The sequence below is a fragment of the Lentibacillus sp. L22 genome (genome assembly GCF_040812445.1).
In the GTDB taxonomy this organism is placed as follows: domain Bacteria; phylum Bacillota; class Bacilli; order Bacillales; family Amphibacillaceae; genus Lentibacillus_C; species Lentibacillus_C daqui.
In genome coordinates this window covers 61,638-78,971 of record NZ_JBFNXI010000007.1, presented here as the reverse complement: position 1 = coordinate 78,971, position 17,334 = coordinate 61,638, and the positions used below count along the sequence as shown (strand labels likewise).

The 17,334-nt window shown below is 41.5% G+C and carries 17 protein-coding genes; 8 read left to right on the top strand and 9 right to left on the bottom strand.

Annotated elements, in window-relative coordinates:
- Nucleotides 1-67: 67 nt before the first annotated feature.
- Both ABRT01_RS05440 and ABRT01_RS05435 read right to left on the bottom strand, forming a co-directional pair.
- Nucleotides 68-580, bottom strand: coding sequence for a DoxX family protein (locus ABRT01_RS05440; protein WP_269410650.1), 513 nt, complete (start codon nt 578-580; stop codon nt 68-70).
- A 265-nt stretch (nt 581-845) separates the two neighbouring features.
- Entirely contained in the window at nt 846-2,294 is a 1,449-nt protein-coding gene (locus ABRT01_RS05435; protein ID WP_269410651.1) for an amidase, read from the bottom strand.
- 367 nt (nt 2,295-2,661) lie between these two features.
- Between ABRT01_RS05435 and gdhA the strand changes: the two genes are divergently transcribed.
- The 6 genes from gdhA to ABRT01_RS05405 all read left to right on the top strand — a co-directional run bounded on the left by gdhA (nt 2,662) and on the right by ABRT01_RS05405 (nt 8,021).
- Nucleotides 2,662-4,044, top strand: coding sequence for an NADP-specific glutamate dehydrogenase (gene gdhA, locus ABRT01_RS05430; RefSeq protein ID WP_367746493.1), 1,383 nt, complete (start codon nt 2,662-2,664; stop codon nt 4,042-4,044).
- Between the two features lie 35 nt (nt 4,045-4,079).
- Nucleotides 4,080-4,259 (top strand): hypothetical protein, encoded by a 180-nt coding sequence (locus tag ABRT01_RS05425; protein WP_269410653.1) that lies wholly within the window; start codon nt 4,080-4,082, stop codon nt 4,257-4,259.
- A 133-nt stretch (nt 4,260-4,392) separates the two neighbouring features.
- Nucleotides 4,393-5,124 (top strand): hypothetical protein, encoded by a 732-nt coding sequence (locus ABRT01_RS05420; protein ID WP_367746492.1) that lies wholly within the window; start codon nt 4,393-4,395, stop codon nt 5,122-5,124.
- Between the two features lie 15 nt (nt 5,125-5,139).
- Nucleotides 5,140-5,535 (top strand): GntR family transcriptional regulator, encoded by a 396-nt coding sequence (locus ABRT01_RS05415; RefSeq protein ID WP_367746491.1) that lies wholly within the window; start codon nt 5,140-5,142, stop codon nt 5,533-5,535.
- Nucleotides 5,536-5,538: 3 nt separating this feature from the next.
- Entirely contained in the window at nt 5,539-6,402 is an 864-nt protein-coding gene (locus tag ABRT01_RS05410) for an ATP-binding cassette domain-containing protein (RefSeq protein ID WP_367746490.1), read from the top strand.
- 194 nt (nt 6,403-6,596) lie between these two features.
- The gene (locus tag ABRT01_RS05405) at nt 6,597-8,021 is read left to right on the top strand and encodes an aldehyde dehydrogenase family protein (protein ID WP_367746488.1); all 1,425 of its coding nucleotides are present in this window, start codon (nt 6,597-6,599) and stop codon (nt 8,019-8,021) included.
- Nucleotides 8,022-8,259: 238 nt separating this feature from the next.
- On the opposite strand, the gene ABRT01_RS05400 is transcribed toward ABRT01_RS05405, so the two are convergent.
- Nucleotides 8,260-8,412, bottom strand: coding sequence for a hypothetical protein (locus ABRT01_RS05400; RefSeq protein ID WP_367746487.1), 153 nt, complete (start codon nt 8,410-8,412; stop codon nt 8,260-8,262).
- A gap of 508 nt (nt 8,413-8,920) precedes the next feature.
- Between ABRT01_RS05400 and ABRT01_RS05395 the strand changes: the two genes are divergently transcribed.
- Nucleotides 8,921-10,081 carry an N-acetylmuramoyl-L-alanine amidase family protein gene (locus ABRT01_RS05395; protein ID WP_367746486.1) on the top strand — a complete coding sequence of 387 codons (1,161 nt, stop codon included), beginning with the start codon at nt 8,921-8,923 and terminating at the stop codon, nt 10,079-10,081.
- Nucleotides 10,082-10,388: 307 nt separating this feature from the next.
- Here ABRT01_RS05395 and ABRT01_RS05390 read toward each other — a convergent pair whose 3' ends face one another.
- The 5 genes from ABRT01_RS05390 to ABRT01_RS05370 form a co-directional block, all read right to left on the bottom strand.
- Nucleotides 10,389-11,420, bottom strand: a complete 1,032-nt coding sequence (locus ABRT01_RS05390; protein WP_367746485.1) for a MerR family transcriptional regulator — start codon at nt 11,418-11,420, stop codon at nt 10,389-10,391.
- A 361-nt stretch (nt 11,421-11,781) separates the two neighbouring features.
- Nucleotides 11,782-12,255 carry a thioesterase family protein gene (locus tag ABRT01_RS05385; protein ID WP_269410660.1) on the bottom strand — a complete coding sequence of 158 codons (474 nt, stop codon included), beginning with the start codon at nt 12,253-12,255 and terminating at the stop codon, nt 11,782-11,784.
- A gap of 108 nt (nt 12,256-12,363) precedes the next feature.
- Nucleotides 12,364-13,326 carry a 3-hydroxyacyl-CoA dehydrogenase NAD-binding domain-containing protein gene (locus tag ABRT01_RS05380; RefSeq protein ID WP_269410661.1) on the bottom strand — a complete coding sequence of 321 codons (963 nt, stop codon included), beginning with the start codon at nt 13,324-13,326 and terminating at the stop codon, nt 12,364-12,366.
- Between the two features lie 3 nt (nt 13,327-13,329).
- Nucleotides 13,330-14,223: a beta-keto acid cleavage family enzyme gene (locus tag ABRT01_RS05375; RefSeq protein ID WP_367746484.1), complete on the bottom strand. Its 894-nt coding sequence runs from the start codon at nt 14,221-14,223 to the stop codon at nt 13,330-13,332.
- Nucleotides 14,216-14,773, bottom strand: a complete 558-nt coding sequence (locus ABRT01_RS05370) for a GbsR/MarR family transcriptional regulator (protein WP_367746483.1) — start codon at nt 14,771-14,773, stop codon at nt 14,216-14,218. The genes ABRT01_RS05375 and ABRT01_RS05370 overlap by 8 nt, the downstream gene beginning before the upstream one ends.
- A 243-nt stretch (nt 14,774-15,016) precedes the next feature.
- Here ABRT01_RS05370 and ABRT01_RS05365 point away from each other — a divergent pair, with 243 nt between their 5' ends.
- Nucleotides 15,017-16,654 (top strand): BCCT family transporter, encoded by a 1,638-nt coding sequence (locus tag ABRT01_RS05365; RefSeq protein WP_269410664.1) that lies wholly within the window; start codon nt 15,017-15,019, stop codon nt 16,652-16,654.
- A gap of 83 nt (nt 16,655-16,737) precedes the next feature.
- Here ABRT01_RS05365 and ABRT01_RS05360 read toward each other — a convergent pair whose 3' ends face one another.
- A complete protein-coding gene (locus tag ABRT01_RS05360) occupies nt 16,738-17,331 on the bottom strand; it encodes a hypothetical protein (protein ID WP_269410665.1) in 594 nt (197 codons plus the stop codon).
- Between the last annotated feature and the right edge of the window lie 3 nt (nt 17,332-17,334).

The following is a 17,334-nucleotide window of genomic DNA, read 5'->3' as shown; positions in this document are numbered from 1 at the left end:
TTGAACAATTTACTCCAGTTTAACAAAAAAGTTGACCCAGGAATATCCCGAGCCAACTTATTTTACGTTACACTGATACGGCGTGTTTTTTTCTCCTGCTTTTCTTTTCTGCGGTGCGATTTTTCAAAAATGGGATTACCCATCGATCCAAGCCAAATCGTCCTGTATTATGCCCTGCAACAAGCAGAAATGTTGTTATTAAAATCATGATTCCATTTGTACTTACGGTACCGCTGAACAGAAATGCAAAGTTCATCGTAATGGCCATTAATGCCGCAAAGTTTGTAACCAGGCCAAGAATTAAAGCGATGCCGACTAACAACTCACCCCACATGACCAAAAAGCTGAATAAACCTGCATTCGGTAATGCAACATGTTCCAGGAATGTTGCCCACCATCCTTGTACAGCCGGATTTTCTCCACCAGCACTGGCAATGGCGCCTTTGATAAATCCACTAGCATCAAACCCACCAGTTATTTTGCCGAATCCCGAGATAATCCATTGATACCCTATATACACCCTTAGAAATGTCAGGACACCTGCAACAACCTTATTGTTACGAATGAATTCAACAAACATGCTGTCCATCTCCTTTGATATGATTTGTTCAGTATTTCACAAATGATGCCAAGCCAGCTTGTATCTTTATTACATCTTTATCATAACATGTATTTGTTTAAACGGCCGCATATTTGTTCACCATTTCACAATTATGTCGCAAAATTATGGCCGAATTGTGAAACAGTAAAAAGGTGCCAGCTTATAGCACCTTTTTTAATTCTAAGAAAGTATGACTGTATTCAGCTGATGCCAGGAAAGGGGAAGTCCGGCTCTAGCATCTTTTTTATTTGATATTGGTTTCATCATGCTTAACAAACGATAAATCAGGGCTACGGAACCCACCAGTGATCATTTCGTATCCACGACTGGCTCGCAATACAAGTCCATCTGCAAAACGATTTCCGGCGATCTGCATCCCCACAGGCAAACCATCCTTTGTGTTCCCTGCTGGTATTGAGGCTGCTGGCAACCCGGTCATATTATAAATATGGGTCATCATCCAATCCGAGTCCGCCTCAATTGGATGCCCTTGAATCGTTTCCGGTCCAAGCAGCTGATAATCAAATGCCGGTATCGAAAGGGTTGGTGACATTATTAGATCGTAATCCTGGAAATAGCTTTGCAACACATTCCAAACCTTTGTCCGTTTTGACTGATAGCTAATATAATCACTTGTACTCACCGAAAACCCTCGTTCAATCATAGTCTGATAAGAAGGTGTGATTAATTCCGGTGTTTGTTCGAGAATATCTTTTCCATCGGCAGCGGCTGCAGCATACCACATATTTTTGAAGAAACCGAGAAATTCATGTAAGGTCATACCGAAATCCATCGACACCTCTTCAACCTTACAACCTAATGCACGCCATGTTGCGACCTGTTGATCGATAATTTCTGCCACTTCCGGATCAACCAGATACATGCCAAAATCCTTCGTGTAAGCAATTTTCACGCCGTCCAGCGGTCCTTCCATTTGCACAGTTAATTTTTGATCCGATGCAGGTAAGGAAAATGGATCAGTTGTAGATGGCCCTTGAGTAACGTCGACAAATAATGCGGCATCTTTCACCGATCGTGTTAATGTACCATGATGGACAAACGGATTATTTGAACCAAATACATTTTGCAAATTATTATCCATCGGAATTCGTCCATAGGTTGGCTTGAAGCCATATACACCGCAAAAACTTGCCGGAATGCGAATCGATCCACCACCGTCACTGCCCTCAGCAAACGGTGTCATCCCGGAAGCAACAGCTGCAGCGGATCCGCCACTGGAACCACCAGCCGTTTTTGTCACATTCCATGGATTTTTCGTTGCCCCAAACAAAGTATTATCAGTTGTCCCTTTGTGACCAAAATCCGGTGTATTTGTTTTACCAAGGATAATTGCTCCAGCATCTTTTAACCGGCTGACAATCGTTGCATCACGATCAGGAATATGATCAGCAAAAAGTTTGGTGCCAAAAGTTGTTCGGATTCCTTTCGTTGGTGTCAAATCTTTAATCGCAACAGGTACACCATGCAGTGGTCCCAATTCCTTACATTCACTTACATCCGCTTCCTTTTGTATTGCCTCATCCCGTACATGATCGTTTAAGGTAACCATTGCATTGATATCCGAATTATATGTACTAATTTGTTGCAAGTAGTAATCAGCCACTTCAACAGGCGAGATCGTCTTTTCCCTAATTCGTTTTGCTATTTCCCATGCATTCATATTTTGTTCCACACTCATACCTCCTTCTTATCATCATCCTAGCACGTTTCGTATCATTTCTCTATTAGCGGGTGTTGAAGTATGAAATACCCAGACTGTGGCATAATAAACCGAAGTAACCGTTTACTAAATTGTGTAATAATTTCATCTAATCGCTTGCAATTATTATTAAAATGCTGTAAACTGTTTAGTTATAACAATATTGTTCATTTCAAAAAAGCTCTTTCGCATGATTCCGATGAGTACTCACCAGTTATCACATCACCTTATTATTCGGTCATTAATTTTACAACTTAATTGTTCAGCATTGAGCGTGCATGGTCCGTCAACTGCCGAATGGTACCATTATTTTTATTTTTAAGATGGAAGGGGAAAATATATGATAATGACACAAACTACTAAAGACGATTCCTTACAGCGTGCAAAAGACTATGTTGATGGCGTATTTAAAACAGTGCAAGAGCGAAATCCCGGCGAGGTTGAATTTCATCAAGCGACAAAACACATATTTTCATCACTGGTACCGGTTTTTGCCAAACATCCAAAATACATGAAAAATGGTATATTGGAACGTATTTCTGAACCGGAAAGGCTGATTACTTTCCGTGTTCCATGGGTGGATGATAATGGCAATGTTCAGGTAAATAGAGGGTTCCGCGTTCAGTTTAATTCCAGTATCGGACCGTATAAAGGCGGTACACGATTTCATCCTTCAGTCAACGCAAGTATTATCAAATTCCTCGGTTTTGAACAAATTTTTAAAAACGCGTTAACTGGACAGCCGATTGGTGGCGGTAAAGGCGGTGCGGATTTTTCTCCAAAAGGAAAATCCGATAATGAGATTATGCGTTTTTGTCAAAGCTATATGACAGAGCTTGTCAATCATATTGGTCCAAATGTGGATATTCCCGCCGGTGACATCGGCGTTGGGGCACGGGAAATTGGTTTCATGTTTGGTCAGTATAAACGATTGCGCGGAGCCTATGAACCTGGTGTTCTGACTGGTAAAGATGTACGGTTTGGCGGCAGTCTTGTACGTCCGGAAGCAACCGGATATGGATTGATTTATTTTGCCAATCATATGATGCATGATTTAGGGTTAACCTTTGAAGGAAGCAATGTCGTAGTCTCTGGCGCAGGAAATGTGGCTATTTATGCGATGGAGAAGGCTATGGAACTCGGTGCAAAGGTTGTGGCCTGCAGTGACTCAAGTGGTTATATTTATGATGAACAAGGCATTAATCTGGAAACAATCAAACGTCTGAAGTTTAGCGGCAATGGCCAGGTAGCTTCCTATCTTGATGAGCATCCACATGCGGTTTTTCACGACAACTGTGCAGAGATCTGGAACGTACCATGCGATATTGCCTTGCCATGTGCGACACAAAATGAAATCGATGCTGATATTGCCAAAACATTGATTAAAAATGGTGTAAAAGTAGTCGCTGAAGGTTCCAATATGCCATCTAATCAGGAAGCAATCGATTTGTTTAATGAAAGTCATATTTTATTTGGCCCGGCAAAAGCTGCCAATGCTGGCGGTGTGGCCGTATCAGCGCTGGAAATGGCCCAAAACAGCATGAAACTAACCTGGCCATTTGAAAAAGTTGATAAAAAATTACACGAAATTATGTTAAACATCTATCACAATGCGGTAAATGCTGCAGAAGAATACGGCTACCCTGGCAACCTGGATGTCGGCGCCAACATTGCCGGATTTATTAAAGTCGGCGATGCGATGATCCGTGAAGGTGTTGTGTAATAACTTATTCATTTGACATTAAAGGAGTGGATTGGTTGAGACGCTTTCGTGATGAACGAAACGAACGAAGACGTCGGGATATTGATAAATCCAACAACTGGCTGCATGTTCTCGACTTCTTCATTGATCTCATACTACTGTTCCCACGGGTGATCTATTGGCTAATACGCCTCTGCTCAAGAGCGATGAGACATCTATTAGATTCCATTACCTAAATAGAAGTGCAAAGACAGTCTTGCACTTCTTTTTTTATGCCTATTTTTAATTTGGGATTGACTTTTTCAACCTCCACACATATACTGTGTATAACCATATATACAGTATAACACTGACAAGGAGGTCTCTTTCATGAAAGATTGGAAACAAGCATGGTACCTGGCGAAGTTTGAATTGAAAGCTTCCAAATGGATGTTTTTATTACTATTGCTATTCACGTTTTTTATGCTGTTCTTTTTCGTTACTGTCCTGGATACGGGTGTGGAAAAAAGAACAGCAGGATTTGATTTCTTTTTTATCTTGATGTTCTCTTCCACAATGATGATTTGGTGGAAACCCAAAGATTTTCAAATCAATAAAGTTGGTGGGGATGTGTTCGCCTCTCCTTCATTGGTTATGTTGAATCACCTGGCCATTAAGAAAGATGTGATAATAAAAAGCCGATTTATTGTTCATTTTGTCTATTCATTTCCGTATCAGCTGATTTTGCTGCTTTGTCTATATCCATTAACACCAGCGTTACAAAGCGTTTTAACCCTTAATGATTATATCGTCTTTTCAATTATTTGGCTGTCATTTAGCTTTTATGTGGGGTATCTTTTTGCATCGAGTGAGATTGGTGGCAAAAGCAAATTAAGTGCTACATTGGCAGGAATTTTAATTCTCGGCATCGTTATTGTGACATTATTTTTGTTTTCCTTAATTCAGCTTATAACAGGGTATACCATTTTTTATTGGACGATTATCATCGCGCAAAACTGGCCGCTTGCATCAAGCCTGATATCAATTATTCTAGCCATTCTCGGCATTAACTACTGGCTCCATTATGCGCGCAAAGGGATGGATAAAATTGATTATTTGTAGAAAGGAGGGTGTCCCGTGGAACTGCCAATCCATCTTTCCAAAGATACTAGGGAACCGATTTATCATCAGGTTGAAAATCAACTAAAGGCGCTAATCGCTGGTGGACAATTGACCGCGGGTACACCACTGCCTTCGATTCGTGCCCTTTCCAAAGATCTCGAAATTAGCATTATCACGACAAGAAAGGCCTATCAGAACCTGGAGCAGCAAGGGTTTATCCGTACCACTCAGGGAAAAGGGACATTTGTTGCTGATATTGCTGATGATAAAAAACATCAGGTGAAAATATCCTCTGTTTATCAAACGATTGAGCACGCGGTCGATACAGCCTTGCAATATGACTATTCGTTGGAACAAATCAAGGAGATATTTCATGAAATTATTGACAACCACCGCGAGAAAGGAGAATGAATGATGCATCATTGGTTGGAAATTGAACAGTTACAGAAAAAGATAGATAATTTCCGGCTTGGACCGATTGATTTGTCGATTGAACCCGGAACAATTACCGCATTAGTTGGCAACAATGGATCGGGTAAGAGCACATTATTCAAATTAATCATGAATCTGGCAAATCCCGACATGGGAAATATCAAGATATTCGACAAATTTGTTTATGGCTCGGATGAATCGTGGAAAGCTCAAATAGCTTATCAAGCACAAACAACGATCGGTTACACTTCATATACCGGCGAGCAACTGAAGTCATTAATTGCTCCATTGTATCCGAACTGGGATGACACATTATTTGCAGAAATAGTTCATTTATTCAACATTCCATTGGATAAACAATACCGAAAACTTTCTCAAGGAGTGCAGCAAAAATTAAATCTTGCTTTGACCATCCCACGCAACACCCCATTATTATTACTGGATGAGCCGACATCATTTATGGATATTCCGGCGAAAAAGCATCTCATGGACATTTTGGTTGACTGGATGGATCACGGAGATCATGCGATTGTTTTTGCCAGTCATCAAGCCGAAGACATCATGAAATTGGCAGACTATCTGTGTGTATTCCGCGATGGAAAAATGCTCGGCACATTTGAAAAGGAAGAATTAACGGAGAGCTATAAACGCTATTGGCTGCAAGAAGCCCTTCCTGAAAACAGGATACCTGGAGAAATCGCCAGGGATCAACAGCTTTTGACTTCAAATCAGCCAGATACAACCGAGAAATTCCTTGTTCAAAATAATATTGAATGGACGGATCAAACAGCACTACGATTGGACGAAATTATTACGTATTTATTGGCTGAAGGAAAGGACGGGTAAATATCTTGAAGACCATAATATCGGTCAACAATTTGGAAGTGGATTCGGGCTTGATGAATCGGGAATGGAGTACTGGTTTGGTGCTCCGCTTTTTAACAAGCTGGAGGTGACACTTCATGTTTGAAATAAGTCATTTTGGGATACTAGACACCATAGACATGAAATATCACTTTTTTTATAAAGGAGTTCTTAACATGCGCAATCATCTAAAGCACTTTATTAATGGTGAATGGGTCGAATCAACCGGATCAGAGACCTTGGATGTCATCAATCCAGCAACAGAAGAGGTGATTGGTAAGATCAGTCTGGGAACAAGAGAGGATCTGGACAAGGCAGTAAAAGCGGCCAGGAAAGCTTTCCCGTCTTTTTCGCAAACAACAAAGGAAGAACGCATTGAATTGCTTGAAAAAATCGCTGCTGAATATGAAAAGCGTAAAGATGATATTGTCGAAACCATAACTGACGAGCTTGGTTCCCCACTTTCGATCTCGGAAAACGTCCATTATCAAATGGGATATGCGCACTTTTCCCAAGCTGCAAAGTCATTGAAAGATTTCTCATTCATGGAGGATCGTGGTGATCACACCGTCGTTAAAGAATCGATCGGGGTTAGCGGGCTGATCACACCTTGGAATTTTCCAACCAATCAGACCTCAACCAAGATTGCCAGTGCGTTTGCAGCTGGAAGTCCGGTAGTATTAAAGCCGTCTGAACTCACACCATTCGCGGCAATTATTCTAACGGAAATCTTTGAAGCTGCCGGTGTTCCAAAAGGGGTCTTCAACCTTGTTAATGGCCTTGGTGATGTAATTGGCGATGGCATTAGTTCCCATCCGGATATTGACTTCGTGTCCTTTACCGGTTCAGTCGGTGTTGGACAAAAGATCATGGAAAACGCCTCGAAAACGATTAAAAACTTTGCGCTTGAACTTGGCGGCAAATCACCACTTATTGTATTGGAAGATGCCGACATCGAAAAAGCCGCAAAGACAGCAGTATCAAACATTGCTATGAACACAGGACAGGTTTGTTCAGCAGCAACACGGATCCTCGTGCCTTCCTCCATGAGGGAATCATTTGAACAAGCGGTAAAGAACGTACTACCTGCGTTTCCAATGGGTGATCCACGCAAGGAAACGAACATTGGCCCACTTGTATCCAAGAAACAGTGGGATCGTGTTCAATCTTATATCGAGAAAGGTATGCAAGAAGGTGCTACCCTAATTACTGGTGGAACTGGTAAACCAGAAGGACTGGAAACAGGTTACTATTGCAAGCCAACTGTTTTCAGTAATGTGACGAATGACATGCAAATAGCGCAAGAAGAGATCTTTGGCCCCGTTATGTCGATCATCACATATGAAACGGTGGATGAGGCCATTGAAGTTGCCAATGATACGGTTTATGGATTGGCAGGATATGTAGTCGGAAAAGATCCTGAGACGCTCCGTAAAGTCGCAACCAGCATCCGCGCTGGCCGGATTACCGTCAATAGTGGCGAGAAAGATTTCGCAGCGCCATTTGGAGGTTATAAACAATCCGGAATTGGCCGGGAGTGGGGCGATTTCGGCATTGAAGAATATCTGGAAACGAAGGCTATCTTAGGGTTCCCTTCATAAAGAACAGTGGCACAGGGTTATGAATTCTACGATATAGTTCATAACCCTGTTCTAATAAAAATTACTTATCGTCTTTTCAGCTTTATCGTTATCACAAAGTTGATAATAGTCAAAACCAATGCAGCTATTGAAGCAGCTAATGCAAAATACAACATTATTTCACTCCTCGCTTGCATTATTTTCATAAAGAGGATATGATATACATAAGATAATGAAAGGGGAAAGAGGGTAAACCCCCTCAATCCCGGTTGGTTTTCTCGGTCTTCTTTGTTGTTGCGAACAGAGAAGACTTTTTCTTTTGATTGCGGTTTTCTATCATGGTGGTCAATAGTTGCAATATAGCAACAGGCACATTACAGATTGCCACAATCAGAAGTAAAATCTCTTCCATTTCTTACTCACCTCCTTTCTACAAGGAGAGTGGAGGTATCATATCCTCAAAACTATTATAACAAGTTTAAAAATTTTTGCACGCATTTGTTCGCCAACCACTCTTTGCTTTAGTCCACAGTATATAATATATCATATATGGATTATTGCCCGGGAAATAACCAATATCAATCCCGCTCCTCTTACACACATTATTCCCCTGTATCCTGCTATTAAGTGCTGTATTTCACTGATCATCAAGCGTCTTTACCAGTGTTTTAGCAACTTTATATCCTGTCCTTCAGAAAAATATGATTCCTATTTGTCTTCTCGATAAACAATGATTTGGCAACGAACATATTTCATTCTTCTACAAAAATCAATGATAATCTTCCTAAAAAAACATACGTTCTTTAGTCCTTTTTCATTAATTTGCTTAAATTTAGTTTACTATCCGGCTATCTTTGTCCATACTGAATATCATAAATAAATTATACCATTCTATGAAATTGCTTTGAGGAGGAACTATGTTGCGAAAAATATGTTTTACATTGGGTATTGCTGTTTTGTTTTCTTTATTCTTTATTCCCCAAGTCAGTCATGCTGAGGATGGTCAAACATACAAAGTCAATGGCACAACCGTGAATGTCAGGACAGCTGCTTCGACTGACTCAGATGTGATTGGGAAACTACACGAAGGGGACGAAATTGATATCTTTCAGGAGTCACATGGTTGGCTACAAACATATTACAACGATCAGGAAGCATGGGTGGCATCGCAGTTTATGACACCTGCTGATTCTGACAGTCAATCCAATATTACAGCATCGTCGAAGGAAACCATTACAGCGCCATCATCTAAAGTAAGGATCCGAACAGGTCCAGGGACAGAATATAGCATTATCGGTCAGACAACTGAGGGTGAAACGTACCCTTTACTGAAAACAACGAATGATTGGTACAAAGTCACCCTTGAAGATGGACAAACTGGGTGGATCGCGTCATGGTTAACAGATGATCCTGAACAAGAGAACACACAGGGGAAGACAGAGACTGAAGATAATGGGCAGCAAACAGAGCAAGTCGAACCTGACACAAAAAATAATAAACCACAGGAAGAACAAGCAGACACTGAGGCACCTGCAAATGGGACGCTTGAAGGTTATACGGTTGTTCTTGACCCCGGACATGGTGGCAAAGATCCCGGCTCAAGTGCACAGGACGGTACTTATGAAAAGGACTATACACTTTCTGTAGCGAACAAGGTTGCCGCAAAACTTCAGAATGCCGGTGCAAATGTGATCGAAACAAGAACCGATGACACGTTTGTTTCATTACAAAATCGTGTAAATATAAGTGGAACAAACAATGCCAATGCCTTCATCAGCCTGCATTTTAACGCGTATCCGGAATCTACCATAAATGGGTTCAGTACCCATTATTATGCAGCTGAAGACAGCAGACTGGCACAAGATGTACAATCAGCACTAAGCAGAAATATGGTACTTTCCAGTCGCGGTATTACGAAGAGTGACTACCATGTCTTACGCGAAAACAGTGAACCGGCAATTTTAATTGAGCTGGGCTTTATCACCAATACGAATGATTTAGCCAACATCCAAACTGATTATTACCAAAATGCTGTGGCTGATGGCGTTACTGAAGGATTAATCAATTATTTTCAGAATTGAGTGAGTGCCAGGCACGCGGACAATTCGGGAAATTTGAGTGAATGGAAAGGAAGGCTGTCTCGGGATAGAGGCAGCCTTTTTTATTTTGAACACGGGCTAATTCAGCTAAAGAGAGCCCTTCTATGTGTATAACAAAATTTTCATTGGAAGTGTGGTAAATCATTTGCCCAGGTTTGCGTTGAAAAATTCCTCGTTTGTATTTCAGCCTTCAACAAATCTTATTGGCGCAACTTCATCAACAACTTTTTCATCATAATCCAATATGGTGACTAAAACGAATTGATCAGGAAAGAGATCGCGAACCTTGTTATTTCAAAGCATAAATCATATTCAAAATATCATTAAATCGATAAGTCTTAACATCATATCCTCTTTCCATCAACCAATCCATCAGCTTTGATTGATCGGCATAAAACTCATCTTCTATCGCCTTGATTGCCAGCCTATTTTCCTCCTGATGAAACGAATCGATTACTTGTTGGCGATGTTGATCGTTCTCAAACATTAAATCAACAATACAAATCTGTCCATTATCTTTCAAAACACGGTCCATTTCTACGAGCGCAAGCAATTTTTGTCCATCCGGAATATGATGCAAGGCATAGCTTGTCACCACTCCATCTACTTGATTATCCAAAAGTGGTAAAGCGAGAAAGTGACCTTTGCGGGTATCAATCGCTGGATGCTTATGATTGCACTGTTTTAACATTTCCTCTGACTGGTCAACACCAATAACGTTGACTCCCTGTGCTAAAAACTGCGAACCAAGGTTTCCGGTGCCAATTCCAATATCTAAACAACTATCACCGGAGTTCAATTGCATCGTATGCACGGCTTTAGCTAATGCTTGTTCATAATCTTGATGGACATTAAAACGATACCCGTGCATCTTAATGTGCTGATCATAATTCGCAGCTTGTTTATCAAAATTCCATTGGTCTTCCCAATTTTTACGGATATGTTTCATTGCTTTTAAATGTTGGGCTAACTCATAAATTTCACTGGTAAAATCCTCGTTTTCGGTATGCTCCAGCATCCGATCAATAGTTTCAATCATGTCTTTCATTTCAAGCCATTTCTCAAACAAAACCGAGCGCTGAATATTCAAGTATTGTTTCATACTCATGTTTGGATTTGCCAAAAGTTCTTGTATGTAACGTACGGAAACACCAACTTCCCGTAATGCTAGAATCGTGCTCAGCCGCATCAAATCCGCTTCATGGAATACCCGATAATCATTTTCTCCATCTTTTGCCGGAAACAGCAACCCCTTTTCCTCGTAAAAGCGTATTGATCTTGCTGTCGTATTCATCTGCTTTGCAACCTCATTTATATGCATTTTCACATCCCCTTCCCTTACACTATAAACGTTAACGTAAGGGAAAGGTAAAGGATTTTTCAAGTTTTTTTGTTATATTCTTTGCGGAAAAATTGATTGCGATTATGGTGCCCATGCTGTTACTGAAGAGAAGTAATACCATTGGATGAGTTTTAATAGTAGGGGGAGAGGGAGGGGGTGTCAATACTGATAACCCTACCTTTGAACAGACCAAATACTGCTTTTCACTTTCTCTTTATAAGGTTTATCGGCGATTTTGGTTTTTTAACGGTGGTTTTGCATGATTTATCGGTGAATTTCACCCTTCTAGCGGGCAGTTTCCAAAATATGGTGGGACAAGGAGCCTGTCCTCATGTCCCACTCATTTGCGCCGGATGCCGATGATGCGGCCTGCTTCTTTTGGTTTTTCTGCTGGTGTATATTGGTCAGCGAGCGCTTTTACTTTGGTATAGACATCATTTGGAAATGGTGCTGGTCTTCCAGTGGATTGATCGATACCCATTAGCATTTGTTCGCTGGTTGCTGCACGTTTTCCGTCTTCACCGTACAATTCATAAAAAACATGCATGCGTTTTGCATCGTAATCAAGGATTTGCAAATGAACTTCAAATGGTTCATCCAGTTTCATTTCTGCCAGATAGCAGACATGCGTCTCCATCGTATAGATCGTATAATGCTGTTCTTCCCGAAAAGTATCATCAATACCAATTAATTTCATCAAGCGGTCGACGCCCCAACTGAATGCCCGAACATATTCTGCATCATTCATATGTCCATTATAATCGATCCATTCCTTTTGGACGCGATTTTGCAAAATAACTTTTCCCTCTGCCATTTTAATCCCTCCCTTATCAGGAATAAAGCTATGTGAAACAAGTAACCTGAGAACTCATGTTTAGCTCCGGCGCCCCGATTAAGAAGCGGTGCTCGGAGCCGTTCTTTCTTACAGATTTCCGTTTAGATTAGCTGCTGGCCAATATTTTTCCAACAGTTGCTGTAGTTCAATCAGGAATTGGTCACGGCGCGTTTCAAGAGCTTCCATTGATACGCCTTCCGTTTGCGCTTCACTGCCGGTAATAACTTTTTCCGCAAGTTCATCCGTTAATTCCGGTGCGACAAGTTTAGTCCACGGTAGCTTCAATGCTGGGCCAAATTGTTCCAGTAAATGACGCATACCGGCTTTTCCACCACCCATATGCAAGGTTAAGAAAGGTCCCATTAATGCCCAGCGTAGTCCAGGCCCATAAACAATCGATGTGTCTATTTCTTCTGTTGTTGCTGCACCATCATTGACGATATGCAGTGCTTCCCGCCAGATGGCTTCCATCAAACGGTCGGCGATATGGCCTTCTATTTCTTGTCGAACGATTAACGGCTTCATGCGAATACCTGTATAAAATGCTTGTGCTTGTTTAACAAATTGACCGTCCGTTGCTTTGCCTCCGACTAATTCGACAAGCGGCATTAAGTAAACCGGGTTAAAAGGATGGGCTACAACGACGCGCTCCGGATGTTTCGTACAATCCGCCTGTAATGTACTTGGCAAGATACCAGACGTACTGGATGCGATGACAGCATGTTCAGGCGCATATTGATCGATGTCTGCGATGACTTTTCGTTTCAATGGTTCACGTTCCGGCACATTCTCTTGTACAAAATCTGCCTGACGTAATGCAGTCTCAAGGTCGGATTCAAAATATAGGTTATCCTGCGATGCCTGTGGATCCAGACCATACGTTTCCATTGCCGGCCATGCATGTGCAACTGCTTCACGCATCCGGCCTTCTGCTGTAGCATCTGGATCGGTTGCTGTAACATGATAGCCGTTGGCGAGGAAACGGGTAATCCATCCGTTTCCGATAACGCCAGTACCAACGACGGTAATATTTTTAATTTCTGTTGTCATATATTATGCCTTCTTTCCATTTGGATCCTTCAAATTCAAAAATTCACGTGCTTCTGCAGGGGACATCACGTCTGATCCCAAGCTTTGAATAATACCAACTGCTTTGTCAACTAGTTGTTCATTCGTAGCCAATGTTCCCTTTTTCAAATAAAGGTTGTCTTCTAATCCCACACGAACATTCCCACCTTGCAAGACAGACTCAGCGACCATCGGCATTTGCATCCGTCCGATTCCAAATGCTGCCCAAGTCGCATTTTCTGAAATTCGGCTGCGCATATATGCCAATGTTTCGGCATCTGCATCAGCGCCCCATGGAATACCCAGACAGAATTGGAACATTGGATCCCCATCAATAAGTCCTTCTTTGACTAATTGATTGGCAAAACGTATATGCCCGGTATCAAAGCATTCAAGTTCAGGTTTAACGCCCGCATCCTGAATTAATTTAGCTTGTTTCCGGAGCCAATCAGTCGGACTGATATAAACCTGATCACCGAAGTTAACACTGCCACAGTCCAACGTACATATTTCCGGCAGTAACATGCCAACTGGTTTGTGGCGTTCCTCTGGTGTTTGCATATCGGTACCTTCTCCGCCTTTGGTTGGGTCGGACTCACTAGGAACCCAGTCACCGCCACCACCAGCAGTGATATTGATAATGACATCCGTATCCGCCTCACGAATACGCTCTACAGCCTCTTTAAATAAATTGGCATCATGACTTAGTTTGCCTGTTTCTGGATCTCTTACATGTAAATGGGCGATTGTTGCCCCTGCCTTCGCTGCTTTGATAGCAGAATCAGCAATTTCCTTAGGTGTCACTGGTACATAGGAACTTTTCTGTGTTGTCTCACCTGCACCGGTAATCGCACAGGACAAAATAACGTTATTATTCAAGATGATTTCCTCCTTGTCTATTTTTTGGAACATGGTTAAAGATCTCGCCGCTTTCAAAAAACTCGGTTAGCCGCTTGATCCAGTCGTAGTAGTCCATCCACTCAAGTATCTCGGCAAGAATCTCATCAACCGCCTGTTCATCGGCCTCTGTTAAAGGATGATCTTCCTGTAAATCTTTCAATTTTCCTTGTAGCTTTTGCTCAAAGTGTTTGCTTTTATTAATCGCTTTACGCCAAGTTGAAGTAAATAAAGATACAAAGGTTTGATAATAGTCCTGTTCCACCTGATATAAATCTTTGCGTACACCTTTTTGAAAAACCCTTTCCGCAATATTCAAATCGATCATTTCACGAACAACCTGACTCATGCGGGTCTTACTCATACCGGTCTCAGCCGATAATTCATCAAGTGTCATTGGTGATCTTTTCATATAAATGATTCCCAACACACGCCCAACACTTGTGGAAACACCGAAAGAACTCATGTTGTCAGCAATCTTGTCAATAAATTGTGTTTTCACGTCCGCAATTTTATCTTTATCGCCTTCCATCGCTTAACACCCATTTCTATTTGACTTAATGGCACTGTAACATAAAGTTACGGCTATCCAAAACGTCAAAAACCCTTGCATTTATGAGCATTTCATAGCAAATGGAAGCATTTCTGTTATAAACTTTATACATAAAAAATTACACAAACTTTATAAACTATATATCTCATTTAGTTAGGATACACATGTGCTGTATATCTTTAGCCATTTAAGAAAGGCTATCAATTAAAGAGGTGAGAAGCAATGAAAGCAAAATTAATCGACTGGCCTACGTTTATTGGTGCAATCGTGTTAATTCTGCTTGTATCCATTCCACTGGCGGTTTTTCCAGAGCAAGGCGGAAAAGTAGTTGACATGGCAAATGAATTTATGACCGGTAATTTCGGTGTTTTATATTTACTAGTCGGGCTGAGTGCTTTCGCCTTTTTACTTTTTGTCGCTTTTAGTAAAAACGGACATGTTAAACTGGGAAGTGAAGAAGATGAAAGGGAGTTTGGCACTTTTTCTTGGGCGGCGATGCTGTTTGCCGCGGGGATTGGATCGAGTATTCTTTATTGGGGAATGATTGAGTGGGCTTATTATTATCAAGGCCCGCCATTTGGAATTGCCCCCGAATCAAAAGAGGCGATCGAGTGGGCATCTTCCTATGGGATGTTTCACTGGGGTCCTATCGCTTGGGCTATTTATACATTACCGGCGCTACCCATCGCCTACTTCTATTACGTACGAAGGAAGCCCGTTTTAAAAATCAGTGAGGCTGTCAGACCAGTTATTGGCCGCCAAGCTGATGGGCCGCTTGGTGTTGTTATTGATGTGTTATTTATGTTTGGATTGATGGGTGGTGCAGGTACTACATTGGCACTTGGAGCGCCCATGATAGCTGAAGGAGTACATGATTTAATTGGAATCCCAATCACCATTTGGTTAAAAATCGCTATCATCCTCTTTTGTACCATTATTTTTGCATTAAGTGCCTATTCGGGGCTAAATAGAGGAATCAAGGTGCTAAGTGATGTCAATATATGGCTGGCTATTTTTATTTTGTTATTTATCTTTTTGTTCGGACCAACATTATTTATTAGTCAAACAACCTTCACAAGTATCGGGATGATTGTTGATAACTTTTTTCATATGGCGACTTGGCTGGAACCGTTTGGAAACTTGGCCGGCTTTAAAGAAACCGGCTTTCCCGAATCCTGGACTATTTTTTATTGGGCGTGGTGGGTAGTTTATGCGCCTTTTGTTGGTTTATTTGTTGCCAGGATATCACGAGGCAGGACGATTCGGGAAATGATTCTCGGGACAATGATCTATGGTACCATTGGATGCATTTTGTTTTTCGGGATTATGGGGAACTTTGGACTGTATTTACAGTTAACCGGAAATTTTGATGTGATTGGTTTTATGAATGAACATGGTGCCTCGGCTGCCATCATTCAAATATTGCACCAGCTGCCAATGCCAATTATCATGGTCGCATTATTTACCATCCTGGCGATTATCTTTTTGGCGACAACATTCGACTCATCCTCTTATATTCTTGCAGCGGTTGTACAAAAGGAAGTTCGGTCGGAGCCATTACGCTGGAACCGTTTATTTTGGGCCTTTACATTATGTTTGCTACCACTCGTATTGATGATTGTCGGCGGGCTAAAAACACTGCAAACCGCTAGCATCGTTGCCGGGTTTCCCGTTATCTTTATCATGTTCCTGCTTGCATGGTCATTCATGAAAGCTTCCAACAGCGATATCAAGGAGTCGGAAGATTATGAAACCCCTACCATTTATATTGATCGAAAAAAGATTCAGGAACAAATTCGTAAGCGCCGGAAGAAACGTTCTGCATTAGAGGCGTTTGAAGATAAGAATACGGATGATTAAGCAAAAAATGAAGTCCGTTCATTTCAAGGCCTAATTCGACTATAGAAAAAAGTCGGCAAGCCATATTAACAGGCTTGCCGGCTTTATCGGTTCATTCGGGAAAAGAAATCGCCAAGTGGATTATCGTCTTCTTCCTGCGCACCTTCTTCTGGATCTGGAAATTCATCCAGGCTATCCATCGTCAAATCATCAAGCGCATCATCATTACCCATGGACGTAGATTCGGACGTAGATTCCATTTGTTCCGCCGGTTGTATCGGTTCAGGCTCAAATTCCTCAGGGATGGTTGTCATTGCTGCTTCCTCCTGCAGATACAATGCCTCATCAATATTGGGCCTGTTACTGTTTAACGCCGCCAACAGTGAAGTTGCCCGTCTTGGGTCATTGATCAACTGATACAATATACTGCCAATCAGCGCCTCTGAGTGTTCGTGTTTCAGCCAGCTCTTTTGTTCCTTTGTTAATTGTTTTGGGAGTGGAATGGTGACTGTTTCACGCTCTCTTACAACTGTTTCATTGACCCCTTTTAGCACAAATTGGGCAATCCGGCTGGAAAAATTTCTCCGCTCCGTTTTTTTTAACCGCTGTAATTGCTTTAATAGATAATCAGGTGTATCAGAGGGGATACGAAAGGTTATCGATTGTCCCCGTTCAATACTTTTTCTCTCACCCATCATATC

Bases quoted from the DNA above. Each gene is read 5' to 3' on its own strand.
- ABRT01_RS05420 (WP_367746492.1), top strand. From the start codon at position 4,393: ATGAAAGATTGGAAACAAGCATGGTACCTGGCGAAGTTTGAATTGAAA.
- ABRT01_RS05440 (WP_269410650.1), bottom strand. From the start codon at position 580: ATGTTTGTTGAATTCATTCGTAACAATAAGGTTGTTGCAGGTGTCCTG.
- ABRT01_RS05390 (WP_367746485.1), bottom strand. From the start codon at position 11,420: ATGCATATAAATGAGGTTGCAAAGCAGATGAATACGACAGCAAGATCA.
- ABRT01_RS05380 (WP_269410661.1), bottom strand. From the start codon at position 13,326: ATGACAACAGAAATTAAAAATATTACCGTCGTTGGTACTGGCGTTATC.
- ABRT01_RS05360 (WP_269410665.1), bottom strand. From the start codon at position 17,331: ATGATGGGTGAGAGAAAAAGTATTGAACGGGGACAATCGATAACCTTT.
- ABRT01_RS05385 (WP_269410660.1), bottom strand. From the start codon at position 12,255: ATGGCAGAGGGAAAAGTTATTTTGCAAAATCGCGTCCAAAAGGAATGG.
- ABRT01_RS05410 (WP_367746490.1), top strand. From the start codon at position 5,539: ATGCATCATTGGTTGGAAATTGAACAGTTACAGAAAAAGATAGATAAT.
- gdhA (WP_367746493.1), top strand. From the start codon at position 2,662: ATGATAATGACACAAACTACTAAAGACGATTCCTTACAGCGTGCAAAA.
- ABRT01_RS05405 (WP_367746488.1), top strand. From the start codon at position 6,597: ATGCGCAATCATCTAAAGCACTTTATTAATGGTGAATGGGTCGAATCA.
- ABRT01_RS05365 (WP_269410664.1), top strand. From the start codon at position 15,017: ATGAAAGCAAAATTAATCGACTGGCCTACGTTTATTGGTGCAATCGTG.
- ABRT01_RS05370 (WP_367746483.1), bottom strand. From the start codon at position 14,773: ATGGAAGGCGATAAAGATAAAATTGCGGACGTGAAAACACAATTTATT.
- ABRT01_RS05400 (WP_367746487.1), bottom strand. From the start codon at position 8,412: ATGGAAGAGATTTTACTTCTGATTGTGGCAATCTGTAATGTGCCTGTT.